At 71.7% G+C, this 24,258-nt stretch carries 18 protein-coding genes and 3 tRNA genes; 14 read left to right on the top strand and 7 right to left on the bottom strand.

Annotated elements, in window-relative coordinates; all coding sequences use genetic code 11:
* Window positions 1–41 precede the first annotated feature (41 nt).
* The 4 genes from ACFPYL_RS18045 (at window position 42) to ACFPYL_RS18060 (ending at window position 883) form a co-directional block, all read left to right on the top strand.
* Window positions 42–114 (top strand) — tRNA-Gly (locus tag ACFPYL_RS18045).
* A gap of 31 nt (window positions 115–145) precedes the next feature.
* Window positions 146–219: transfer RNA gene (locus tag ACFPYL_RS18050), tRNA-Cys, on the top strand.
* 27 nt (window positions 220–246) lie between these two features.
* A tRNA-Val gene (locus ACFPYL_RS18055) sits at window positions 247–321 on the top strand.
* An 85-nt stretch (window positions 322–406) separates the two neighbouring features.
* Entirely contained in the window at window positions 407–883 is a 477-nt protein-coding gene (locus ACFPYL_RS18060; protein ID WP_379157397.1) for an SRPBCC family protein, read from the top strand.
* A 3-nt stretch (window positions 884–886) separates the two neighbouring features.
* On the opposite strand, the gene ACFPYL_RS18065 is transcribed toward ACFPYL_RS18060, so the two are convergent.
* Window positions 887–4,915 (bottom strand): lamin tail domain-containing protein, encoded by a 4,029-nt coding sequence (locus ACFPYL_RS18065; RefSeq protein ID WP_379157400.1) that lies wholly within the window; start codon window positions 4,913–4,915, stop codon window positions 887–889.
* Window positions 4,916–5,097: 182 nt separating this feature from the next.
* Here ACFPYL_RS18065 and ACFPYL_RS18070 point away from each other — a divergent pair, with 182 nt between their 5' ends.
* Entirely contained in the window at window positions 5,098–5,298 is a 201-nt protein-coding gene (locus tag ACFPYL_RS18070; RefSeq protein WP_156391271.1) for a hypothetical protein, read from the top strand.
* Between the two features lie 17 nt (window positions 5,299–5,315).
* A complete protein-coding gene (locus ACFPYL_RS18075; protein WP_379157404.1) occupies window positions 5,316–5,444 on the top strand; it encodes a hypothetical protein in 129 nt (42 codons plus the stop codon).
* Window positions 5,445–5,451: 7 nt separating this feature from the next.
* Here the strand turns inward: ACFPYL_RS18075 and ACFPYL_RS18080 are convergent, their stop codons facing one another.
* Entirely contained in the window at window positions 5,452–5,793 is a 342-nt protein-coding gene (locus tag ACFPYL_RS18080) for a hypothetical protein (protein WP_379157407.1), read from the bottom strand.
* Between the two features lie 80 nt (window positions 5,794–5,873).
* Here ACFPYL_RS18080 and ppk2 point away from each other — a divergent pair, with 80 nt between their 5' ends.
* From ppk2 to ACFPYL_RS18100, 4 genes are all read left to right on the top strand, one after another.
* Window positions 5,874–6,764 carry a polyphosphate kinase 2 gene (gene ppk2, locus ACFPYL_RS18085; RefSeq protein WP_379157410.1) on the top strand — a complete coding sequence of 297 codons (891 nt, stop codon included), beginning with the start codon at window positions 5,874–5,876 and terminating at the stop codon, window positions 6,762–6,764.
* Between the two features lie 89 nt (window positions 6,765–6,853).
* The gene (locus tag ACFPYL_RS18090) at window positions 6,854–8,074 is read left to right on the top strand and encodes an inorganic phosphate transporter (RefSeq protein WP_379157413.1); all 1,221 of its coding nucleotides are present in this window, start codon (window positions 6,854–6,856) and stop codon (window positions 8,072–8,074) included.
* A complete protein-coding gene (locus ACFPYL_RS18095) occupies window positions 8,071–8,376 on the top strand; it encodes a hypothetical protein (RefSeq protein WP_379157416.1) in 306 nt (101 codons plus the stop codon). The genes ACFPYL_RS18090 and ACFPYL_RS18095 overlap by 4 nt, the downstream gene beginning before the upstream one ends.
* Window positions 8,376–8,678 carry a DUF3349 domain-containing protein gene (locus ACFPYL_RS18100; protein WP_379157418.1) on the top strand — a complete coding sequence of 101 codons (303 nt, stop codon included), beginning with the start codon at window positions 8,376–8,378 and terminating at the stop codon, window positions 8,676–8,678. The genes ACFPYL_RS18095 and ACFPYL_RS18100 overlap by 1 nt, the downstream gene beginning before the upstream one ends.
* 137 nt (window positions 8,679–8,815) lie before the next feature.
* Here ACFPYL_RS18100 and ACFPYL_RS18105 read toward each other — a convergent pair whose 3' ends face one another.
* The 3 genes from ACFPYL_RS18105 to ACFPYL_RS18115 form a co-directional block, all read right to left on the bottom strand.
* A complete protein-coding gene (locus ACFPYL_RS18105; RefSeq protein WP_379157421.1) occupies window positions 8,816–10,861 on the bottom strand; it encodes an ATP-binding protein in 2,046 nt (681 codons plus the stop codon).
* A gap of 142 nt (window positions 10,862–11,003) precedes the next feature.
* Window positions 11,004–12,110 carry a potassium channel family protein gene (locus tag ACFPYL_RS18110; RefSeq protein ID WP_379157424.1) on the bottom strand — a complete coding sequence of 369 codons (1,107 nt, stop codon included), beginning with the start codon at window positions 12,108–12,110 and terminating at the stop codon, window positions 11,004–11,006.
* A gap of 10 nt (window positions 12,111–12,120) precedes the next feature.
* Window positions 12,121–13,107, bottom strand: a complete 987-nt coding sequence (locus ACFPYL_RS18115; RefSeq protein WP_379157426.1) for a YihY/virulence factor BrkB family protein — start codon at window positions 13,105–13,107, stop codon at window positions 12,121–12,123.
* A gap of 17 nt (window positions 13,108–13,124) precedes the next feature.
* Here ACFPYL_RS18115 and ACFPYL_RS18120 point away from each other — a divergent pair, with 17 nt between their 5' ends.
* Both ACFPYL_RS18120 and ACFPYL_RS18125 read left to right on the top strand, forming a co-directional pair.
* Complete coding sequence (locus ACFPYL_RS18120; RefSeq protein WP_379157429.1) at window positions 13,125–14,768, top strand: acyl-CoA dehydrogenase family protein; 1,644 nt, start codon at window positions 13,125–13,127, stop codon at window positions 14,766–14,768.
* Between the two features lie 139 nt (window positions 14,769–14,907).
* A complete protein-coding gene (locus ACFPYL_RS18125) occupies window positions 14,908–15,816 on the top strand; it encodes a collagen-like triple helix repeat-containing protein (protein WP_379157432.1) in 909 nt (302 codons plus the stop codon).
* Between the two features lie 6 nt (window positions 15,817–15,822).
* Here ACFPYL_RS18125 and ACFPYL_RS18130 read toward each other — a convergent pair whose 3' ends face one another.
* Window positions 15,823–17,187, bottom strand: coding sequence for a cation:dicarboxylate symporter family transporter (locus ACFPYL_RS18130; RefSeq protein WP_379157435.1), 1,365 nt, complete (start codon window positions 17,185–17,187; stop codon window positions 15,823–15,825).
* A gap of 94 nt (window positions 17,188–17,281) precedes the next feature.
* Between ACFPYL_RS18130 and ACFPYL_RS18135 the strand changes: the two genes are divergently transcribed.
* Complete coding sequence (locus ACFPYL_RS18135) at window positions 17,282–21,172, top strand: Pls/PosA family non-ribosomal peptide synthetase (RefSeq protein WP_379157438.1); 3,891 nt, start codon at window positions 17,282–17,284, stop codon at window positions 21,170–21,172.
* On the top strand, window positions 21,169–22,473 hold the full coding sequence (locus ACFPYL_RS18140; RefSeq protein ID WP_379157441.1) for a M1 family metallopeptidase: 1,305 nt from the start codon (window positions 21,169–21,171) through the stop codon (window positions 22,471–22,473). Before ACFPYL_RS18135 ends, ACFPYL_RS18140 begins: the two co-directional genes overlap by 4 nt.
* 20 nt (window positions 22,474–22,493) lie before the next feature.
* Here ACFPYL_RS18140 and ACFPYL_RS18145 read toward each other — a convergent pair whose 3' ends face one another.
* Window positions 22,494–23,951 (bottom strand): glycine hydroxymethyltransferase, encoded by a 1,458-nt coding sequence (locus ACFPYL_RS18145; protein ID WP_379158146.1) that lies wholly within the window; start codon window positions 23,949–23,951, stop codon window positions 22,494–22,496.
* Window positions 23,952–24,258: the final 307 nt, after the last annotated feature.

A 24,258-nucleotide genomic window follows, 5' to 3' on the forward strand; every position in this document is an offset into this window, starting at 1 on the left:
TGTTCTCACGCACCCAGACCGGGAGACCGGTCGAGGCGCAGGCGGACATAGCTCAGTTGGTAGAGCGCAACCTTGCCAAGGTTGAGGTCGCGAGTTCGAGTCTCGTTGTCCGCTCGGAGAGGTCCCTCTCTGGTTTGGCCTCTATGGTGGGTTGGCCGAGAGGCGAGGCAACGGACTGCAAATCCGTGTACACGGGTTCAAATCCCGTACCCACCTCCATGCAGTCCTCTCAACAATTCAAGACCCGGGCGATTGGCGCAGCGGTAGCGCGCTTCCTTGACACGGAAGAGGTCACTGGTTCAAACCCAGTATCGCCCACCAGCAAGAACCCCTGACCGGCACGACCGGCAGGGGTTCTTCCCATGTCCGCCGCATCGGTGGGCCGGCCGACGGGTAGTGGATGGACATGACTCGCTTCTCCGCGACCACGCAGGCCGAGGCCGTCGTCAGCGCCCCGCGCTCCGAGATCTGGGACGTGCTCGTCGACCCGGCGCTGGTCGCCGAGCTCACGCCGTTCGTACGACGCATCGCTGCGGACGGCGACCACTGGCACTGGGAGCTCAGCGGCCTGAAGGTCCTGGGCGTCGGGGTGGCGCCCTCGTTCACCGAGCTGATGGTGCTCGACGAGCCCGAGCGCATCGAGTTCCGCCACGACCCGCCGGACGGTGGGTCCGAGCGGTCCGGGGTGGAGGGCTGGTACGCCCTGTCCGAGGTCGAGGGCGGCACCCGTCTGGTGACGTCGCTGGAGATCACGCTCGACCTGCCGCTCCCCCGCGCCTCGGGCCGGGCGGTCCGGGCAGCCATGGGCGGGGTGATCGACCAGATGGGCGAGCGGTTCTCGAAGAACCTGCTCGCCCACCTGGACGCCACGAAAGTGGCCTAGGGACTACTTCTTCGGCACGACCTTGACCCGGACCGTCGCGCTGTCGCCACTGACGAAGCCGTCACCGGCGTAGCTCACGCTCAGCGTCTTGACGCCCGCGGTCCTGAAGGCCGGGAGCCTCACGACGGCCTTGCCGCCCCGGAGGGTGACCGTCTGCCTGGGCAGGCCGCCACCGCTGATGGTGACCTTGCCGGTCGGGGTGACGCCGGTGGCGCCGACCCTGACCGTGAGGACCGCACGGGTCTTCTTGACGACCACCCTGGCCGGGGCGACGGTGGGCTTGGAGAGCGAGCTCTTCGCCCTGGTCACCGCCAGCGTGGCCGTGGTGGAGCCGGCGGCCGTGGTGTCGTCGCCGGCGTACTCGACGGTCACGGTCGTCCGGCCGGGCTCCAGCGCCCTCGCCGGGACCGACACGTCGGCCGCGCCCCCGGACAGGGTCGCGGTGCCGAGGACCGTCGAGCCGGCCTTCACCGTGACCGTGCCGGTCGGGGTCGCGCCGTCGGTGCCGACCTGGACCGGGATGGTGGCCGCCTTCCCGTAGACGACCGAGTCGTCGCCGGCCGAGACCGACGCCGCGGCCTTGGTGACGGTGACCTCGAGCGTGTCCGACGCGGGACCGACCAGGCTGTCGCCGGCGTACGCCACCGTGAGGCTGTGCGAGCCGACGGCGAGCGCGCCCGCCGGGACCGAGACGGTGGCCGCGCCCCCGGACAGGGTCCCGATGCCGACGATGCTGGCGCCGGCGGACACCGTCACCGACCCGGTCGGCGTGACGCCACTGGCGCTGGAGCCGACCTGGACCGGCAGCGACAGGGCCTTCCCGAAGGCGGCCGACGCGTCGTCAGCGGTCACCGAGCCCGTCGACTTGGTGACGGTCAGGACGACGGTGCCGGATGCGGGTGCGACCTTGCTGTCGCCGTCGTACCGGATCGCGAGGGAGCGTGCCCCGGGGGCGAGCGTCTTGGCCGGGACCGAGACCGACGCCGCACCGGCCGTCAGCTCCGCCGAGCCGAGCACCGTGGCACCGTCGAGCAGGGAGACCGTGCCGGTCGCGGTGGCACCGGTGGCGGTGACCTGGACCGGGACCGACGCGGGCTGTCCGTAGGCGACCGAGCCGGGCGTCCCGGAGGCCGACGCCAGGGAGTGGCACGGGAAGGTGCCCGACCGCAGCGAGTGGGTGTCCGTGTCGCCGTCGTCGGACCAGACGACCTCCTTCTTGCCGGCCACGCAGGTGGACTGCGGGGCGAGCGCGAAGCCCTCGTTGTTGAGGTTCGGCATCCCGGCCGGGCGGTCGTAGGCGTGGTCGACGACGAACACGCCGTCGTCGAGCTTCATCTGCACGGTGGTGCCGTTGCAGCTGTCGTCGCAGACCGCCCAGAGGCGACCCAGCTCGGGGTCGTAGGAGACGTCCATGACGCCCGCCGGCCCGGCGTTCGTCAGCAGCCGCGGGTCGACGGTCGCGACCAGGTGGGCCGTCTCCTGCACGGCCGCGGTCTGGTCGAGCGCCAGGACGTAGAGCAGCCCGGTGCCCTCGACGGCGACGACGTACAGGCCGGTGCCGTGGGCGGGGTAGTGCGAGGGCTGGTACGCCGCGTCGGTGCTGTCGTCGACGAAGCCGCCCGCGACCAGGAAGCTGTCGGGGACCCAGGTGATGCCCTCGAGCCCGAGGTTCGCACCGAGGGTCGGCAGGAGCGGGTTGATGTCCCACTCGTCGGTGGCGTTCACCGTCGAGCCCGTCGCCGCGTTCGCGTCGTACCGGAGCACCCGGTTCTTGCTCGCGCCGCTGTTGGAGTTGTCGCGCTCGGTGGCGAGGTAGACGGCTCCGTCGGGGCCGACCGTGATGCCCTCGCTGTCGGGAGCGCCCGAGCCGTCGTTGTACTTCGGGGTCTTGCTCCAGCCGGAGGCCGGCACCCAGGTGCTGCCGCTCTTGGTCATCTTCCAGAGCGTGCCGAGCTTGTTCTGGGCGACCCAGAGGGTGTTGGCCTCGGTCCGGTCGAAGGCGAGTCCGCTCGCGTCCTGAGCGAAGGTCGCCGCGTCGTCCGACACGGTGACGGTCGGCGACCCGGGCCAGGCCTCGGTCACGACGCCGGGGCACTGGTTGGCCGCACCGACGGTGGCGGCCTCCGTCACCTTGAACGCGCCCACGCCGTCGGCGCAGCGACCGAGGCTGGGGGTCGGGTCGCTGGTCCAGGTCGCCGAGTCGATCAGCGCGCTGGTGTTGTCGAAGAGGCGCACCGAGTCGGCCGCGTCGAGGGTGGCGCTGGTCGGGACGACGAGGTAGCCGTTCGCCGGGACGACGCTCGGCGAGGGCAGCGTGGTCGGACTGACGTCGGTGCCGTCCTTGACCACCCAGCCCGCGATGTCGACCGGCGAGGAGGACAGGTTGACGATCTCGACCTGGTCGGGAGCGCCGGACGTCACGACCTCGTTGACCCGGATCGGGCTGCACGCGTTGGCGGCGCCGCGGGTGGCGACGGTCGTCACCCTGAACTCGCCGGTGCCGTCGGGGCAGCGACCGTACGTCGTCGCCGCGTGCCCGCCGCTCCACGAGTAGGAGTCCACGGCGGTGGTGTCGCGGTAGAGCGTCACGGTGTCGTCCACGCCCAGCCCGAAGCCGGGTCCGGGGATCTCGGTGTAGATCGCGTAGAACGCGCCGGGCGCGATCGTGGTGCCGTTCGGGATGGTGACGGCGGGGTTGTCCCCGGCGTCCTCCAGGGTCCAGCCCGACACGTCGACCGCGGAGTCGCCGATGTTGGTGAGCTCGACCCAGTCGCCGACGACGTCGCCGTTGGACTCGACCTCGTTGATCTTGATCGTCTCGGCCGGCGGCTCCGGCGGCGACTGCTGGGTGCCGAAGTTGCTGACGCCGGGCGAACCGTAGAGGGCGAGGGTCGCGTGCTTCCACGAGCCCTCGGCGTCGCCCAGCGACGACTTCGTCCAGCCGCTCGCGCGGTTCGCACCGAGCGCCGGGGCCGACACCCACGCGCTCGAGTCGTTGTTCCGCGGCCCCTTGACGTCGCCCGTGCCGGCGTCGTTGTACGTCAGCCGGTCCACCAGGGCGTCGTCGGCGTCGTAGATGTTGATCTCGTCGCTGCGGCCGAGGTTGACCCCGTTGCCGCCGATCACCTTCACCGAGGCGTCCAGGCCCCAGGCCGTCCGGAAGTCGGGAGCCGAGACGTCGGCGACGACCACGGACTCACCCGCGGCGACGGTGCCGAAGCCGGACAGGTCCAGGGAAGCCGTCGCAGGTGCAGGCGTGCGCGTGCTGTCGGAGTAGGACCACCCGGTCATGTCCTGCGGCACCGAGCCGACGTTGGTCAGCTCGAAGTACTCCGAGCCGTCGTACTCCCACTCCGTGATGCGCATCAGCCCGTCGGGCGAGTTGTTCAGCGCGGCGTCGTAGCCGCCGAGGGTGCTCGTGCCCGGCGAGCCGAAGAATCCGGCGGTCGTGCTCTCCCACGAGCCCTCGGCGTCAGCCGCCGTCGACTTCACCCAGGCGCTGGCAGTGTTGGTTCCCAGCTCTGCCTGCGGGACCCACGCACTGGAGTCGCTGGTGGTGGGGCTGCCCGTCGCGCCGCCGTACGTCAGTCGGTCGACCAGCACCCCGTCCTCGTCGTACACGTTGACCTCGTCGCTGCCGCCCAGGTTGACGGAGTTCCCGCCGATCACCTTCACCGCGTCGGAGAGACCCCACGCGGCGCGGAAGGCGGGAGCCGGCAGCTCCGACACGATCACCGACTCGCCCGGCGCCACCCGGCCGAAGGCCGAGAGGTCCAGGGCCGTGGCGGACGGCGCCGCCGTGCGGTGGTTGTCGGAGTAGGACCAGCCCGTCAGGTCCTCGGCCCCACGGCCGACGTTGGTGAGCTCGAAGAACTCGATCCCGTTGTAGGCCCACTCGGTGATCCTGATGTCACCCGGGGCAGCGGCCGCACCGGCCGGGGCCGGCGCGGCGAGCACAGCGACGAGCGGGAGCGAGACGGCGACGACGGACGTGCACAGGGTGGCGGCTAGGCCACGAAGAGACGAACGCAAGAGAGTTCCTCGACGAAGTCAGGTGCGGGCCCGAGCCGGCAGACGGGGTGGTCACGCGAACGCTGCTCACGCTGTCGACGTCCGGCGAACTGTCGGTGAACTCGCTGCCAATGTCGCGGCAACGGCCAGGAGCCAGATGGCGCTGAGGTGTCAGCGGCGACCTGTGGGGGTATGTCACTCGCATGGACGCCCAATACCTGAGCTGCGAGGTCACCCGTTGTCCCGCCTGTGGGCGGCGCTCGATGGTCGTGACCTACGAGGGTCTCGCCGACCCTGCCGGACCCGACGAGGTCGTGCTGTGGCTGCCGACGCACGGACAGTGCGAGCACGGCTGCGACACCCACGACCACCTGCTGCCGGGCCTCGCGCAGGAAGCCGCCTGACCCGCGCCGACGACCCGATGACGAGCATCCGCCGGCCCCCGGGCGGCGGGCACTTCCTCTTCGGACTGACCCACGCGCAGACGTGGGTGATCGTGCTCGGCCTGGTCGTGATCGTGCTCGCGGTCTACCTGACCCGGCGACGCTAGGTAGCGGTCACGCCTCTGCGGCGGCGTCCCACCGCCGGCGGGTGGCGATCTCGTCGTTGACCAGCGCCACGAACTCGGTGGCCTCGTCGGCCATGTTGCGCTTGAGCTTCACCGCGTGCGGGTCGTGCTTCCCGGCCAGGCCGGCCGGGGCGGTGACGACCCGGACGAGCACGAGCGGCTTCCCGGTGCTGGTCGAGCCCACGGAGGCTCCGTCGATCTGGGCCCAGCCGACGTCGTGGAGGCGCTGGACGCCGCGCGCCTCCGCCTCGGACTTGGTGCGGCGGAAGGTCAGCCCGTCCAGGGTGAAGTCGATGCGGCCGTTGGTGCCGACCAGCTGAGTGCGTGCCACGCCGGAAGTTGACCACACCAAGATGAACAGGCCCGCTGACGGCCACCCGGCGTTCAGCGGTCGCGCCTATCCTTCGCCCCATGTTGCGCGACGTCCGGGAGTACATCGACCGGCTCCAGATCGAGGGCCACACCATCGGCGAGGACCACGACGACGACCCGGTGCTCATCGACGCCGAGGGCCGGGCCGTGGACACCTGGCGGGAGGGCTATCCGTACGACGACCGCATGACGCGCGAGGAGTACGACGAGTCGAAGTACCTGCTCCAGGTCGAGCTGCTCAAGTTCCAGAACTGGGCGGCCGACACCGGCAGCAAGCACGTGCTCCTCTTCGAGGGCCGCGACGCCGCCGGCAAGGGCGGCACCATCAAGCGGTTCATGGAGCACCTCAACCCGCGCTACGCCCGGACGGTCGCGCTGACCAAGCCCAGCGACCGCGAGCAGAGCCAGTGGTACTTCCAGCGCTACGTCAAGCACCTGCCGTCGGCCGGCGAGATGGTCCTCTTCGACCGGTCCTGGTACAACCGCGCCGGCGTGGAGCGGGTGATGGGCTTCGCGTCGCAGCCGGACTACGAGCAGTTCATGGCGCAGGCGCCGCTCTTCGAGCGGATGCTCGTCGACAGCGGCATCTCGCTCACCAAGTTCTGGTTCTCCGTGAGCCGGTCCGAGCAGCGGACCCGCTTCATCATCCGGCAGGTCGACCCGGTGCGGCAGTGGAAGCTCTCCCCCATCGACCTCGAGTCGCTGGACAAGTGGCAGGACTACACGGCTGCCAAGGAGGCGATGATCCGGCGTACCGACACCGAGTGGGCGCCGTGGACGACCATCCGCAGCAACGACAAGAAGCGCGCCCGGGTCAACGCGATGCGGCACTTCCTCTCCCGCTTCGACTACGACGGCAAGGACGCCGCCGTCGTCGGGCAGCCGGACCCGCGCATCGTGCAGCGCGGCATCGAGGCCATCGATGACTGAGCGACGACTGAGGGAACGACCGGGTGAACGGCTCGCGAACTCGCCGTACGGCGCGTTTTGGCGCCTAGCCCACCGCGCACCGTGAGGGCGTGACTGCCGCAACCCTCATCCTGGTCCTGGTCATCGTCACCGCCTTGGCCTTCGACTTCACGAACGGCTTCCACGACACCGCCAACGCGATGGCCACCTCCATCGCCACCGGTGCCCTGCGTCCCAAGATCGCCGTCGCCCTGTCGGCGGTCCTCAACCTGCTCGGAGCCTTCCTCTCGGTGGAGGTGGCCCTGACCGTGACCAACTCCGTGATCAAGGTCCAGGGCAAGGACGGCGCACCCGATCCGGACCTGGTCGCCGACCAGGGGTACGCCCTGCTGCTGATCATCCTCGGCGGCCTGGTCGGCGGGATCGTCTGGAACCTCGTGACCTGGCTGCTCGGGCTGCCGTCCTCGTCCTCGCACGCACTCTTCGGCGGCCTGATCGGCAGCGCGGTCGCAGCCCTCGGCTTCAGCGGGATCAACTGGAACGGCGACGGCTCGAAGCTCGACGGGGTGATCGGCAAGGTCATCCTGCCGGCGGTCGCGTCGCCGATCATCGCGGGCGTGGTCGCCGGCGTCGGCACCTGGCTGATCTACCGGGTCACCGTCGGGGTCGCCGAGCGGTTCACCGAGACCGGGTTCCGCTGGGGCCAGGTCGGCAGCGCCTCCCTGGTCTCGCTGGCCCACGGCACCAACGACGCCCAGAAGACGATGGGCGTGATCACCCTCGCCCTGATCGCGAGCGGACACTGGTCCGACACCGGCGCCGTGCCGTTCTGGGTCAAGGTGAGCTGCGCGCTCGCGATCTCGCTCGGCACCTACCTGGGCGGCTGGCGGATCATCCGCACCCTCGGCAAGGGTCTCGTCGAGATCCGGTCCCCGCAGGGCATGGCCGCCGAGAGCGCCTCGGCCGCCGTCATCCTCGCGTCGAGCCACCTCGGGTTCGCGCTCTCCACCACCCAGGTCACGACCGGGTCCGTCGTCGGCAGCGGCGTGGGCAAGTCCGGGGCCGAGGTGCGCTGGGGGGTCGCCGGACGGATGGTGGTGGCCTGGCTGCTGACCCTGCCCGCGGCCGCGGTCATGGGCGCCGCCATGTGGTGGCTCGGGGACCTCCTCGGCGGGTACGCCGGCCCGATCGCCATGGTCGTGGTCCTGGTGGCGCTGACCGGCTTCATCTACCTGCGGTCGCGGCTCCAGCCGATCTCGGCCGACAATGTCAACGACGACTGGGACGGCACGCCGTCCGCAGCCCGACGCAGGACGGAGGTGTCGGCATGATCGACAACCTGGGATTCGCATTCGACGGCGCGTGGCGGGTGCTGCTCGTCAGCCTGGTCTTCGGCGCCGGCCTGCCGGTCGTCTACGCGCTCGGCATCCGCTCGCTCGCCTGGAGCGCGGGCGGGGACGCCGAGGTCAGCCACGCCCGGCCGCACCCGCTCGGCAAGGTGGTCGCCGCACTCTGCCTGGCGGTCGTGCTCGCGGGCGTCGTGCTCGGCATCACGATCATCGCGGCGACCGGCTTCGGCAAGGCCGTCTCGTTCGAGCACGGGTACCCCACGATCGTCGCCAAGGAGAGCTGATGAGCGAGAACGCCGTACCGTCACCCGGCCGCCTGCGCGGAGTCCTGGACTGGCTCCGCGAGGGATACCCGGCCGGCATCCCGCCCAAGGACTACATCCCGCTGCTCGCCCTGCTGCGCCGCCGGCTCACCGAGGACGAGGTCCGCGAGGTCGCCCGGGAGATCGCCGACCTCGACGGCGCCGGCACCGAGGACATCGGCGTCCAGATCACGAAGATCACCGACGCGCTGCCCAGCGACGACGACGTCGCCCGGGTGGAGGCCCGGCTGACCGAGCACCACGGCTGGCCCGAGGACGCCTGAGAGCTGGACACCCGGCGGCTCGCAGTCACGATCCGCGTACCCCGAGTACCGGGACCGGTGCGCGCCGCCGGGGGCCTGATCACTATGCGCGGATGCCGACGGCGGCGGCTCACCCGCTGGGATGAGAGCGCGGGTGATCAGGCCTCGAAGGCCGGCAGCGTGAAGCGGAAGACCGAGCCCCGGCCGGCGGGGTTGGGGAGCGCCTCGATGGTGCCACCGTGGCGGTTGACGATGCGTCGCACGATCGAGAGGCCCAGGCCGCTGCCCTCGTACTCGCGGTAGTGGGCGCGGTGGAACTCCTCGAAGACCCGCTCCCGCTCCTCCTCGGGGATGCCGATGCCGTGGTCGGTGACGCCGATGGTCACCAGGCGGGCGTCGCTCCGGCAACCGTGCACCGAGATCTTCGGGTCCTCCCCCGGCTCGACGTACTTGAGGGCGTTGCCGACCAGGTTGTCGAGGACCTGCCGGACCAGCACCGGGTCGGCCAGGACGGGCGGTACGGCGTCGACGCTGACGAAGGCCTGCGCGTTGCGGGCGACGACGATCTCCTCGACCATCGCGGTCACGTCGACCCGGCCCACCTCGAGGTCGCGGGAGCTGCTGGTCGCGTGGGCGAGCAGGTCGCGGATCAGCTCGCGCATCCGGCGCGAGGACGAGCGGACCCGGGAGACGAACTCCCGCGCGAGCTGGGCGTCGAGCGCCCCGTTGTCGAGCTCGTCGGCGATCATCTCGGTCCAGCCGTCGATGGCCGCCAGCGGGTTGCGCAGGTCGTGCGCGACGACTCCGGCGAAGGCCGAGAGCTCCTGGCGGCTGGCGTGCTCGTTGGTGGTGTCGCGCAGCAGCACGAGGGCGCGGGTGCGGCCCTGGCGCTCGTCGCGCGGGAGCGGGATCGCGGACACGGTGAGGACCCGCTCCCCCACCCCGTCGACCTGGACCACCATCAGCTCGTTCTCCACGCGCTCGCCGCGCAGCGCACGCGCCGTCGGCCGCTCGTGCAGCTCCATCTCGACGCCGTCGAGCGTCCAGCTGCTCAGCGAGAAGCGGGTGTCGGTCGACAGCTCGTCGCCGACCCCGAGGACCCGGGCGGCCGCCTCGTTGTGGACCAGCAGGTCGCCGCGCTCGTCGACGACCAGGACACCCTCGGTCATCGAGCCGATCACGGCGGCGCGGACGCTGCCCTCGTACGCCGTGGCCTCCTGCGCCCGTCGGAGGTCGTCGGCCAGCGCCTGCCGCTCGTCCCGGCCGGTGGCGATCGCGAGACCGGTCAGGGCGATGGTCGCGATGTAGAACTGGGCGATCATGAAGCCGACGTCGGGGTCGTCGACCCGCGCGAACGGGCCGACCCCCTGGAGGGTCAGCATCATCGTCGCCAGTCCGACGACGAACGAGTGGGCGGCGCTCAGCAGGGTGGAGAAGCGGGCGGCGTACCAGACGGTGGCTGCGAGCAGCGGGAAAGCCAGCGGCAGGTCGTCGAGGCTGAACGCCAGGCCGTACATGAAGATCGTGAAGAGCGTCGCGACGAGCAGCTCGGACGGCCCACCGTCGACGCCGCGCAGCGGCGGCCACGGGCGCGGCGAGGTGACGCGCTGGAAGATCATGATGCCGAGGGCGACGACGATGAGCGCGCTGCCGAGGTTGCGGCCGAACCAGAGTCCGCTGGCGACCGGGTCGAAGGCGTCACCCGCCCCCGGGAGCAGGACCGCACCCACGCTCGCGAGCGCCGTACCGACCGCCATCGAGACGGCGAGCGCGGCCCCGAAGCGGGCGACGGTGCGCGGGGTGTCGAGCGGCCGGTCGCCGCCGCAGCCCCAGGTCTCCGGGCACCACCGCCGGAGCAGCAGGACGGCGAGCCAGCTCTGCACCAGGTTGGCGACCGCGAAGGCCATCGCGATGGCCGCGTCGGAGCCCGCGATCAGGTTGGCGGCGAACGCCGCGCAGAGCACGAGCACCGAGTCGACGACCGGCCCGCGGCCCTGGCGGAGCAGCAGCCAGAGGACCGGCAGCCCGCCGGCCGGCCACAGCTGCGAGAAGCCCGCCCCGGACAGCTCGATGCGCCGGGTGACCGTCGAGGTGACCACGAAGACCACGGCGAAGAGGACGCTGAAGCCCAGGCCGACCCCCGCGCCGTTGCGCGACGTCGTCTGGACATGCGGCATCGCGCCGCTCTCCGGGCCCCCACCCACGCGTGCAGGCTAGCCGGGTCCGTGCCCTCGAGGGGCGCACCGCGAGAGTTTCGTCCGTAAATCAGCCGAACGGTCACCCGCACACCCGTCCGGGCCACGTCGGAAGGCCTGTGTGGACCAGACCAGCGAGGTCGGTCGTGCCTCAGTCCTCGGTCGCGAGCTCCTCGTCGTGGGTGCCCGGACGGGGCGCCCAGGGCAGCTCGCGCGCGGGTCGTACGACGATGAGGCGGTCGCCCCGGGCGAGCTGGGTGACCACCGGGTCGAAGTAGCGGTAGACCTTCTCGTCGCGGACGACGGCGATCACCTGGTCGGGCAGCTGCTGGGGCTGCTTGCCGACCTCGGAGACGATCAGGTCGCGCTCGGCGACCTCGAGGCCCTCGCCGTACGTCAGCAGGTCCTCCATCACCGAGCCGAGGGTGGGCGAGAGCGAGGACAGGCCGAGCAGCCGGCCGACGGCGTCCGAGGACGTGATCACCGAGTTGGCGCCGGACTGCTTCATCAGCGCGACGTTCTCCTGCTCGCGCACGGCGGCGACGATCCAGACGTCCGGGTTGAGCTGCCGCACCGTGAGGGTGGCGAGCACGTTGGAGTCGTCGCGGTTGGTCGTGATGATGACCTGGTCGGCCTCCGCCACCCCGGCGCGCCGGAGCACGTCGCGCCGGGTCGCGTCACCGGTGACGACGGCGAGGCCGTCGGCGTGCGCCTCCTGGAGGGCCTCGGCCCCCGGGTCGACCACGACGATCGACTCGCGGGTCAGTCCGTTGTTGACGATCGTGTCGACCGCGGCCCGGCCCTTGGTGCCGTAGCCGATCACCACCACGTGGGCTGCCATGCGCTTCCTCCAACGGGCGACGCGGAAAATCTCGCGACCCTGCGAGGCGAGCACCTCGAGGGTGGTCCCGATCAACAGCACCAGGAAGGCGATGCGGAGCGGGGTGATGACGAAGGCGTTGATCAGCCGCGCGTGCGGGGCGACCGGCGCGATGTCGCCGTACCCGGTCGTGCTGAGCGTGACCGTCGTGTAGTAGATCGAGTCGACCAGGTTGACGCCGAAGTACGGCGGGTCGTTGCCATCGCGGTAGGCGTGCCGGTCGACGTAGACGATGAGCACGGTGCCGACCAGGATCGCCAGCGCCAGCAACAGCCGACGGCTCAGCTCCCACCACGGCGAGCGCGCCTGGTCCGGGAGCGAGATCAGGCCCACTCCACGGCCGGTGCCCTGCCCGATCTCGCTGGAGTCATCCGCCACGGCGATGAATCTAGTCGGTCTCCTGCCGCGATCCGATGCGACGCAGCCGGGCGACCAGCTCCGATCTCGCCAGCATCGTCGTCGTCTGCGGGAAGACGGTGTCGAACGCGGCGTTGACCGCGGCCCCGATGAGCACCGCGATCGAGACCAGGTAGAGCCAGAGCAGCACCGCGATCGGAGCGGCCAGCGGGCCGTAGATGGAGCGCGAGTCCGTCGAGGTGGCGGTCAGGAACCAGCGCAGCAGGAAGGAGCCGAAGACCCAGCAGAAGAGCGCGAACGTCGCGCCCGGGAGGTTGAAGCTCCAGTTGGTCCGGACCGGCACCGACACGTGGTAGAGCGTGGCCAGGAAGCAGATGCTGATGAGCACCACGAACGGCCAGTAGAAGTGGATCAGGAAGTCCAGGCGCTGGGGCAGCCAGTCCTGCACCAGGCCCGGTCCGGCGACCACGAGCGGGACCATGAAGACGCCGAGCACCATGGCCAGCACGTAGAGCAGGAACGACAGCGCCCGCGTCTTCACGATCCCCCGGTGACCGCCGAGCCCGTGCATGATCGTGATGGTGTCCACGAAGACGTGCAGGGCACGCGACCCGGACCAGAGCGCGAGCACGAAGCCGAGCGAGATGACGTCGAACCGGCCGCCCGCGAGGACGTCGTCGATGGTCGGCTCGATGATCTTGTGGACCGCGCCCTGCGTGAGCGCCTGCTCCGAGAGGTCGAGCACCGCCTGCCGGACGTCGGCGACCTGGGCGGGGCTGAACTGGTCGGTGACGAAGCCGATCGCACCCGCCATCGCGAAGATCAGCGGCGGCACCGAGAGCACGGCGAAGAACGCCGCCTCGGCGGCCAGGCCCGTGACCCGGTAGCGCATGCAGCTGCCGACGGTCGTGACGACCAGCCGCCAGACCAGGTCGCGGGTACGGCGGAGCCAGTCGGCGAACGCCGAGGCGGTGGTCGCCGCCTGCGGCCGATCCTCCGCACGCTCCGCCCCGGACATGGAACTACCGTAGACACATGAGCTCCGACATCCGGGTAGCCACGAACCAGGCCCCGCCGCTGGTTGGTCACAACATCGTCACGACGGACGCCGCCCTGGTCGAGGCGGTCACCCGGCACGCCTCCGCCGAGGTGGTCGACGACATCGCGTCGATCGGTGCGCTGGCCGGCACGGCCGAGGCCCGCGAGCACGGGATGCTGGCCAACGAGAACCACCCGCAGCTCACGCCGTACGACCGCTACGGGAACCGGATCGACGAGGTCGAGTTCCACCCGTCGTGGCACTGGCTGATGGAGCGGGCCGTCGGGCAGGGCCTGGCCGCGACCCCGTGGGAGTCGGACTCCCCCCACGCGCACGTCCGCCGGGCCGCCGGGTTCATGGCCTGGTCGCACACGGAGCCGGGGCACGGCTGCCCGATCTCGATGACGTACGCCGCCGTACCGGCCCTGCGCGCCGACGACGCCCTCGCGAAGGAGTGGACGCCGCTGCTCGCGTCGCTCTCCTACGACCCCGGCGTCCGCACACCGTCGACCAAGCTCGGCACGCTGGCCGGCATGGGCATGACCGAGAAGCAGGGCGGCTCCGACGTCCGCGCCAACGTCACCGAGGCCCGCCGTACCTCCGTGGAGGGCGAGTACACCCTGCACGGGCACAAGTGGTTCACCTCGGCGCCGATGAACGACGTCTTCCTGGTGCTCGCGCAGGCCGAGGGCGGTGTGACGTGCTTCGTGGTGCCGCGGGTGCTGGCCGACGGGACCCGCAACCGGCTCGACGTGGTGCGGCTCAAGGACAAGCTCGGCAACCGGTCGAACGCGTCGTCGGAGCTCGAGTTCGAGGGCACGGTCGCGCTCCGGCTCGGCGACGAGGGCCGCGGGGTGCGCACCATCATCGAGATGGTCGCCGCGACCAGGCTCGACTGTGTGCTCGGCTCGACCTCCCTCATCCGGCGCGCGGTCAACGAGGCGACCTGGCACACCGCGCACCGCTCGGCGTTCGGCTCGCTGCTGATCGAGAAGCCGCTGATGCAGAACGTGCTGGCCGACCTCGCCGTCGAGGCCGAGGCGGCGACCGCGCTCGCCGTACGACTGGCCGCCGCGGTGGACTCGCTCGCCGACCCGCACGAGGCGGCGCTGCGCCGGATCGCGCTGCCGCTCTCGAAGTTCTGGGTGTGCAAGCGCACCCCGATGGCCGTGGCCGAGGCGCTCGAGTGCCTGGGTGGCAACGGCTACGTCGAGGAGTCCGGCCTGCCGCTCCTCTACCGCGAGGCGCCGCTGAACTCGGTGTGGGAGGGCTCCGGCAACGTGAACGCGCTCGACGTGCTCCGCGCCCTGGGTCGTGAGCCCGAGGTGCTCGACGCCTGGATCACCGAGGTCGGGCGGGCGCAGGGCGGCGACGCCCGCCTCGACCGAGCCATCCAGGACACCCTCTCGTTGCTCGGCTCGCTGATGGGTTCGCCGGACTCCCTCGAGGTCAACGCCCGCCGCCTGGCGACCCGGATGGCGCTGTGCCTCCAGGGCTCCTTGCTGGTGCGCTTCGCGCCGCCCGAGGTCGCCGACGTCTTCTGCGCCTCCCGCCTCGGCACGTCGTACGACGGGGTCTTCGGCACCCTCGACGGCGGTGACCTCAGGTTCATCGTGGAGCGTGCGACGCCGGTCGTCTGACGGCCACCGGCTCTGCGGTTGGTGACCAAACGTGTGGTGGGAGCGCTCCCGATCTGCGGTTGGTGACCAAACCTGCGCGCCGTCGGCGGGCCCGGCGGAATCGCTGCGACGCAGGGGGCGGTGGTTCTACCCTCCCGCCATGCAGCTCTCGCGCGCCCGCTCGGTGGGCCTCGCCGTCGCCGTCCTCGCCCTGATCGCCGCGGGCGCCACCGCCATGGCCGCCGCCCGCGGCTCCGATCCGAAGATCACGGCGTGCGCCAACATCCGGACCGGCGCGCTGCGCCTGGAGACGCCGAAGGCGCCGTGCGTCACCAAGGGCGCGGCGTCGAAGCGCGAGCGCCGGGTCGTGTGGGGCACGGTCGGCGCGGCTGGCCCTGCCGGCCCTGCCGGTGCAGCGGGACCTGCCGGAGCGGCAGGCGCACCGGGTACGTCAGGCGCACCGGGTCCGACCGGTGAGCCGGGTCCGACTGGTGAGCCGGGTCCGAGCGGCCCGACCGGCGCTCCGGGCTCTCCCGGCGCCGCGGGCTCCCCGGGCGCACCGGGCTCCCCCGGGCCTGCGGGCGTGGCCGGCTTCGCCTCGACCAGCGGCGACCCGGTGAGCCTCGTCGCCGGCAACCTGGGCGCGGACGACGTCGTGGCGATCCTCCCGCTGTCGGGCCGGGGGTCGACGACCGGCCACACCGTCGGGACCGCGGACGCCGACACGGTGGCGAGCCTGACGCAGCTCGTGCCCGCCACGATGTCGGCCACCTCGATGAACGGCTCGTTCCGGGTGACGACGCCCCCGACGGAGAACACGGCACTGCTGTTCCGGCTGTTCGTCGGCGCCTCCGGCGGCACGACGTACGCACCCACCGCGGGCAGCTGCCTCGTCCAGCTGGCGCAGAGCGCGCCCGCCGGGACGACCGCGACGTGTGACAGCACGTTCACCGCGCCGCTGACCCGGGGCCAGCGCGCCGTCATCGTCGTGTCCGTCGCCAACGGCAACACGCCGGACGACCCGACCACCGTCAGCGGGTTGGCGTCCGTCAGCCTCGGCGTCTCCTGACCGAGGTCACCTCGCGCCGGCGGGCTCCGGATCGGGTTCGGCGGCCGGTACGTCGTCCATCATCGTCCGCTCGTCGAAGGGCAGCTCACCGGCGAGCACCTTGTCGAGGCGCTCGCGGTCGAGGCCGTCGGTCCAGTTGCCGATCAGCACCGTGGCGACGGAGTTGCCGGCGAAGTTGGTGAGCGCGCGGGCCTCGGACATGAAGCGGTCGATGCCGACGATCAGGCCGACGCCGTCCACGAGCTCGGGCCGGTGCGACTGGAGGCCGCCGGCCAGGGTGGCGAGGCCGGCGCCGGTGACGCCGGCGGCGCCCTTGGACGCGATGATCATGAAGACCAGCAGCGAGATCTGCTCTCCGATGCTCAGCGGGTCGTCCAGCGCCTCGGCGATGAAGAGGGTCGCCATCGTCAGGTAGATCGCCGTGCCGTCGAGATTGAACGAGTAGCCGGTCGGCACCACGATGCCGACGGTCGTCCGGTCCACGCCGGCGTGCTCCATCTTGGCGATCAGCCGCGGCAGCGCGGACTCGGACGACGAGGTGGCCAGGATCAGCAGGAACTCGCGGGCCAGGTAGCGGAAGAGCGAGAAGATGCTGACGCCCGCGAACACCCGGAGCACGGTGCCGAGGACGACGAAGATGAAGAGGATGCACGTCACGTAGAAGCCGCCCATGAGGATCGCGAGGCTCTTGAGCGCATCGGCCCCGGTGGCCCCGACCACGGCCGACATGGCGCCGAACGCGCCGATCGGCGCGGCCCACATGATCATCGCGAGGACCCGGAAGACCAGCTTCTGCGCGTACTCGACCACCGTGAGGATCGGCTTCCCGGCCGGCCCCATCTGCTGGAGCGCGAATCCGATCAGCAGCGCGACGAGGAGCGTCTGCAGGACGTCTCCGGAGGTCAGGGACGAGAACAGCGAGTCGGGGATGATCCCGAGCAGGAAGTCCGTGGTGCTGCCATGGCCCTCCTTGGCCTGCTCGGCGCCGGCGGCGACCGCCGAGTCGTCGAGGTGCAGCCCGTCGCCCGGGTGCAGCAGGTTGCCGACGACGAGCCCGATGGTCAGGGCGAACGTCGACATGACCAGGAAGTAGAGGATCGCCCCGAGACCGACCTTGCCGACCTTGGCGGCGCTCGCGACCGACCCGACGCCGAGGATGATCGTGCAGAAGATCACCGGCTGGATCATCATCGTGATCAGCGCGACGAACCCGTCGCCGAGGGGCTTCAGCTTCACCGCGAAGTCGGGGAAGAGCAGCCCGACCGCGATGCCCAGGCCCACCGCGACGATCACCGCGATGTACAGCCAGTGCGTGCGGTTCTTCGGCGCCTGCTTCGGTGGCGGGGAGGTGGCGACATCGGTGTGTGGCATGGGTCACGCGTACCCGGCTCGCTCGGTGGCAAACGGGCAGGGTGTCCGTGGACCCGGCACCTCCCGTTCACCCCGACCCGCCACAATCCGCGTCGTGACCGGCTCCCCCACGACGATGCTGCCTGCGCTGCTCGCCTCCGACCGCGCGCCGGCGCCCCGCACGCTCGCCGACATCCTGACGGCGACGACCGCCGAGCACCCGACCGCGGTGGCCCTCGACAGCGGCGTCGACCAGCTCACGTACGCCGAGCTGGAGGAGGCCGCCGGCGAGCTGGGCGTCCGGCTCCGCGAGGCCGGCGTACGCCGCGGCGACCGGGTCGGGATCCGGGTGAAGTCGGGCACCACGGACCTGTACGTCGCGATCGTCGCGACGCTCCTCACCGGGGCGGCGTACGTGCCGGTCGACGCGGACGACCCCGACGAACGGGCGCGGACCGTCTTCGGCGAGGCCGACGTCGCGGCGGTCGTCGGCAACGACCTCGCCATCACCAGCCGCCGTACGCCGGTGGCGGTCGAGGAGGGCGACGACCCCGCGGCGCACCTGCCGGACCTGACCGACGACGCCTGGATCATCTTCACCTCCGGCTCGACCGGCACCCCGAAGGGCGTGGCGGTGACGCACCGCAACGCGGCCGCGTTCGTCGACGCCGAGTCGCGCTGGTACCTCCAGGACGCCCCCATCGGGCCGGGCGACCGGGTGATGGCCGGGCTGTCGGTCGCCTTCGACGCGAGCTGCGAGGAGATGTGGCTGGCCTGGGCGTACGGCGCCTGCCTGGTCCCCGCCCCGCGCTCGCTGGTGCGCTCCGGTGTCGACGTCGGGCCGTGGCTGGTCGCCAACGACATCACCGTGGTCTCCACCGTGCCGACCCTGGTCGCCCTGTGGCCGGCCGAGTCGCTCGCGACGGTGCGGCTGCTGATCATGGGCGGCGAGGCGTGCCCCGCCGAGCTGGCCGCCCGTCTCCAGGCGCCGGGCCGCGAGGTCTGGAACACCTACGGACCCACCGAGGCGACCGTGGTCGCCTGCGGGACCATCCTCGACGGCAGCGACCCGGTCCGGATCGGCCTGCCCCTCGACGGCTGGGACCTCGCGGTGGTCGACGCCGAGGGCCACCCGGTCCCCGAGGGTGGGACCGGCGAGCTGATCATCGGCGGCGTCGGGCTGGCCCGCTACCTCGACCCGGCCAAGGACGCCGAGAAGTACGCCCCGATGCCGACCCTCGGCTGGGACCGCGCCTACCGCTCCGGCGACGTCGTCCGCAACGACCCGGCCGGCCTCGTCTTCGGCGGCCGCGCCGACGACCAGATCAAGCTCGGCGGCCGGCGCATCGAGCTGGGCGAGATCGACGGCCAGCTGCTCCGCCTGCCCGGCGTCGTCTCCGCGGCGGCCGCCGTACGGTCCACGAAGTCGGGCAACCAGCTCCTCGTCGGCTACCTGACGGTGGACGAGAGGTACGACGACGCCGCCGCCCTCGAGCTGCTCCGCGAGCGGATGCCGGCGGCGCTGGTGCCGCGCCTGGCCGTCGTCGACAGCCTCCCGACCCGCACGTCGGGCAAGGTCGACCGCGACGCGCTGCCCTGGCCACTGCCCCGCGCCGCGTCCGGCGACGCCGCCGCCGGCCTCTCCGAGACCCAAGCCTGGATCGCCGAGATCTGGGCGGACGTCCTCGGCGCCGAGGTCACGTCGGTGCGCGACGACTTCTTCGACTTCGGCGGAGGCTCGCTGACCGCGGCGCAGGTCGTCGGGCGGCTCCGGGAGCGCTATCCCGAGGTCGCCGTCGGCGACGTCTACGCACACTCCCGGGTCGGGCAGCTGTCGACGGCGCTCGAGGAGCTCGGCGGCACCACCGCGCGCACCGACCGCTCGGTCTTCCCGATCCCCCGCAAGACCCAGGCCGGTCAGCTCGCCGCCCTGGTCGGCCTGCGGGCGCTGGCCGCAGCCCGCTGGCTGAGCTGGCTCGCCCTGGGCTCGACGGTCGCGTCCCACTGGCTCGACTACCTGCCGTCGTACCCGCTCTGGGTGCTGGTCCTCACGACCTGGTTCTTCCTGACCCCTCCGGGCCGGATGGCGCTCGCGGCCGGGCTCGCCCGGCTCGTCCTGCGCGGGGTCCGACCGGGCGCCTACCCGCGCGGCGGCAAGGTGCACCTCCGGGTCTGGCTCGCCGGCCGGATCCAGGAGGAGCTCGCCGCGGCCGGGGTCGCCGGCGCGCCGTGGTTCACGGCGTACGCCCGGCTGCTCGGCGCGACCGTCGGCAAGGGCAGCGACCTGCACGCCCTGCCGCCGGCGACCGGCTTCCTGCACGTCGGCGCGGGGGCGGCCATCGAGCCGGAGGTCGACCTCACCGGCCACTGGATCGACGGCGACGTCTTCCACCTCGGCGAGATCCACGTCGGCCGCGGCGCACGGGTCGGGGCACGCAGCACCCTCGCTCCCGGCGCTGTCGTGCGCGCCAACGCCGAGGTCGCGCCCGGCTCACTGGTCATCGGCGAGGTGCCCGCCGCCGAGTACTGGTCGGGCTCCCCCGCCGAGCGGCAGTCGGCGCACGCCCGCGGCCCGTGGCACGACCAGGCGCCACCGCCCGGGCGCTCGTGGCTGCTCGGGTACGCCGGCGTCGCGGCGCTCATCGGCGCCCTGCCGGGGCTGAGCATGCTGGCCGGGCTGCTCGTCGTCCTCGGACCGCTCCGGGACGCCGACTCCGTCGGCGGCGCCTTCGCGGCCGCCCTCCCCTGGTTGCCGCTGGCCGCTCTGGTCGGGTACGCCGCGCTCGCGGTCCTCGTCCTCGCGCTGGTCCGCGCGCTGTCCTTCGGCATGACCGCCGGCGTCCACCCGGTCCGCTCCGGCGCCGGCCTGTGCATCTGGGGCACGTTCCGGGTGCTCGACGACGCCCGCACCTGGCTCTTCCCGCTCTACTCCAGCACGCTGACGCCGGCCTGGCTGCGGCTGCTCGGCGCGAAGATCGGCGAGGGCGTGGAGGCGTCGACCGTGCTGCTGCTGCCGAAGTTCGCCAGCGTCAACGACCACGCCTTCCTGGCCGACGACACCCTGATCGGCTGCTACGAGCTCGGCGGCGGCTGGATCCGCGTGGACGACGTGAAGATCGGCAAGCGCGCTTTCGTCGGCAACTCGGGCATGGCCGCCGCGGGCCGCAAGGTGCCGAAGGCGTCGCTGGTCGCCGTGCTCTCGGCAGCCCCGCGCCGGGCCGTCGTCAAGGCCGGGTCGTCGTGGCTGGGCAGCCCGCCGACCAAGCTCCGGCGCGCCGTCGGCCAGGAGGACGACAGCCGCACCTACGACCCGCCACGCCGGCTGCGGACCTACCGCGGCCTGGTCGAGGCCGCCCGCGTCGTACCCCTCGTCCTCGTGGTCCTCCTCGGTGCGACCGTCGCGACCGCACTGCTCGCGCTGCTGGACGCCGAGCCCTGGGTCGCCGTCGTGCTCGGCGGACCGGTGCTGCTCGCCGGCGGCATCGTCGCCGCACTCGTCACGGCAGCGGCGAAGTGGGCGTTCGTCGGGCGGCACAGGCCGTCCGAGCACCCGCTCTGGAGCGGGTTCGTGTGGCGCAACGAGCTCGCCGACACGTTCACCGAGGTGATCGCCGCGCCGTGGTTCGCCTCGGTCACCCAGGGCACCGTCGCGCTCAACGTCTGGATGCGCCTGCTCGGCGCGAGGATCGGCACCGGGGTCTGGTGCGACACCTACTGGCTGCCCGAGACCGACCTGGTCGAGCTCCGCGACGGCAGCACCGTCAACCACGGCTGCGTCGTGCAGACCCACCTCTTCCACGACCGCGTGCTGGCCATGGATACGGTCGTCCTCAAGGCGGGTGCGACCCTGGGACCCAACAGCGTTATCCTTCCCGCCGCGACGATCGGCCGTCACGCGACGGTGGGGCCGGCGTCGTTGGTCATGCGGGGGGAAGGTGTCCCCAGCCGCACGCGGTGGATCGGCAACCCGGTCGGACCGTGGGAGAGGGACGAGGAGGACGCATGACGGGGACCGACCCCTACGTGCCCGGGCACGGAGACGCGTCGTACGCCGTCAGCCACTACGACCTCGACCTCGGCTACCGCCCCGAGGGCAACCGCCTCGACGGTGAGGCGACGCTGAGCTGCGTCGCCGTCGACGACGTCGTCCGGCTGCGCCTCGACCTCCACCACCTGCGGGTCGCGCGGGTCAGCGTCAACGGCAAGCCGCCCGCGCGCTACACGCATCGCGACGGCGCCGTCGGCATCTGGCTGACGACCCCGATCGCCGCGGGCAGCGACTTCGAGGTCAAGGTCAAGTACTCGGGCCAGCCCACCGTCATGAAGAGCAAGACCCTCGGCGACGCCGGCTGGGAGGAGCTCACCGACGGCGTCATCGTCGCCGCGCAGCCGCACGGTGCGCCGACCTGGTTCCCGTGCAACGACCGGCCGGACGACAAGGCCACCTACACGTTCGCCGTCACGGCGCCCGCGGGCTACGAGGTCGCGATGAGCGGCGACCTCGCCGGTACGTCGCGCCGCAGCTCGGCGGTCACCTGGCGCTACGAGCAGCGCTCCCCCATGGCGACGTACCTCGCCACCTGCCAGATCGGTCGCTACACCGTCATCGAGCAGGACGGGCCCGTGCCGATGCGGGTCGTCGCCCCGGAGGACGTCGCCGGCGACGGCTTCGACGCGGCGTTCGGCCCGCAGCCCGACATGATGCGCTTCTTCGTCGACCGGTTCGGCGCCTACCCGTTCGACACCTACACCGCCGTGGTCACCGACGACGACCTCGAGATCCCGCTGGAGTCGCAGTCGCTGTCGACCTTCGGCCGCAACTTCTGCGTCGACTCCTGGGACACCATCCGGCTGGTCGCCCACGAGATGGCGCACCAGTGGTTCGGCAACGCGGTGACCCTGCGCCGGTGGCAGGACATCTGGCTGCACGAGGGCTTCGCCTGCTACGCCGAGTGGCTGTGGTCCGAGGAGTCCGGCGGCGACAGCGCCGACGAGTGGGCCCGCCAGCACCACAAGCGGCTGGCGTCGAAGGACGAGGACCTGGTGCTCGCGGACCCGGGTCCCGACCTGATGTTCGACGACCGCGTCTACAAGCGCGGCGCCCTGACGCTGCACGCCCTGCGGGCCGAGCTCGGCTCCGATGCGTTCTTCGACCTGCTCCGTGAGTGGGTCGGGGCGCACTCGGGCGGCTCGGTCACGACCGAGGACTTCATCGCCCACTGCGAGAGCGAGACCGGCCAGGACCTCACGGACCTCTTCGACGCTTGGCTCTTCCAGGCCGAGCTGCCACCGCTCCCGGCGATCTGACCGGGAGCGGCTGGCTCAGCTCAGGTCAGCTCGAGGCCGGGGTAGAGCGGGTGCTTGTCGAGCATCTCGGCCGAAGCGTCCTTGACCTTGTCGGACACCCCGTCGCCGAGCGTGTACGACGCCTTCGAGGGCCCGCCCGCCTTGGTGGTGCCGGGCTGGGTGTTCTGGAGGACGTGCACGATCAGCTCGGCGACGTTGTCGAACTCGTCGTGGCCGAAGCCGCGGGTCGTCAGCGCCGGCGTACCGAGGCGGACTCCGGAGGTGTACCAGGCGCCGTTCGGGTCGGCTGGCACCGAGTTGCGGTTGGTGACCACGCCGGCGTCGAGGAGCGCCGACTCCGCCTGGCGGCCGGTGAGGCCGAACGACGAGACGTCGAGCAGCACGATGTGGTTGTCGGTGCCGCCGGTGACCAGCGTGGCGCCCCGGCTCGTGAATCCCTCGGCGAGCGACTGGGCGTTGTCGGCGACCTGCTGGGCGTAGGTCCGGAACGCCGGCTGGCGGGCCTCGGCGAGCGCGACGGCCTTGGCCGCCATCACGTGCGACAGCGGGCCGCCGAGCACCATCGGGCAGCCGCGGTCGACGCTCGGGGCGTACTCCTCCGTCGCCAGCACCATGCCGCCGCGCGGTCCGCGCAGCGACTTGTGGGTGGTGGTCGTGACGACGTGGGCGTGCGGCACCGGGTCCTCGTCGCCGGTGAAGACCTTGCCCGCGACCAGGCCCGCGAAGTGCGCCATGTCGACCATCAGCGTGGCGCCGACCTCGTCCGCGATCTCGCGCATCTTGGCGAAGTTCACGCGGCGCGGGTACGCCGAGTAGCCGGCGACCAGCACCAGCGGCTTGAACTCCTTCGCCTTGGCACGCACGACGTCGTAGTCGAGCAGACCGGTCTCCGGGTCGGTGCCGTACTGCTGCTGGTGGAACATCTTGCCGCTGATGTTGGGCCGGAAGCCGTGCGTGAGGTGGCCGCCGGCGTCGAGCGCCATGCCGAGCAGGCGCTGGTTGCCGAGCTCGTGGCGCAGCGTCTCCCAGTCCTCGGCGGTGAGGTCGTTGACGTTCTTGGCGCCGTACTTCTCGAGCCAGGGACCCTCCACGCGGTGGGCGAGGATCGACCAGAAGGCGACCAGGTTGGCGTCGATGCCGGAGTGCGGCTGCGCGTACGCGTACTCGGCGCCGAACAGCTCGCGGGCGTGCTCGGCGGCGAGCGACTCGACGGTGTCGACGTTCTGGCAGCCGGCGTAGAAGCGGTGGCCGACCGTGCCCTCGGCGTACTTGTCGCTGAACCAGGTGCCCATCGTCAGCAGCACGGCGGGCGACGCGTAGTTCTCGCTGGCGATCAGCTTGAGCGAACCTCGCTGGTCGGCGAGCTCCTGACGGGTGGCCTCCGCGATCCGCGGCTCGACCGAGGCGATCACCTCGAGGGCCTGCTGGTAGGCGCTGCTGGTCAGGGCGGAGATCTGCGCGTCGCTCATGCGCAGAATCGTAGTGTGTGACGTGGGCCGCACGCTGCCCGCGTCCGCGCCTCAGGCGCTCGGTCCCGCGTCTCACATCATGGATCCATGTCTCATTCCATGAGATTCGAGTTTGTCGGATGGGCGTCCGACCCGTGAGACTCCTTGACATGATCACTGCTGTCACGACGTACCTCGTGGTTCGACGCCACGTGGACTTCGGTCGTACGCGCAGCATGATGTGTTGGCATTCCTGACCAGCAGCAGCAGCCCAGCTTCTGCCAGCTGACCTCCCGGCAACGTCGCCGGTCGAGGTCGCCGGCTCCGCCTCGTCAAG

The sequence above is a fragment of the Nocardioides hankookensis genome (assembly GCF_042658885.1).
Taxonomy (GTDB): domain Bacteria; phylum Actinomycetota; class Actinomycetes; order Propionibacteriales; family Nocardioidaceae; genus Nocardioides; species Nocardioides hankookensis.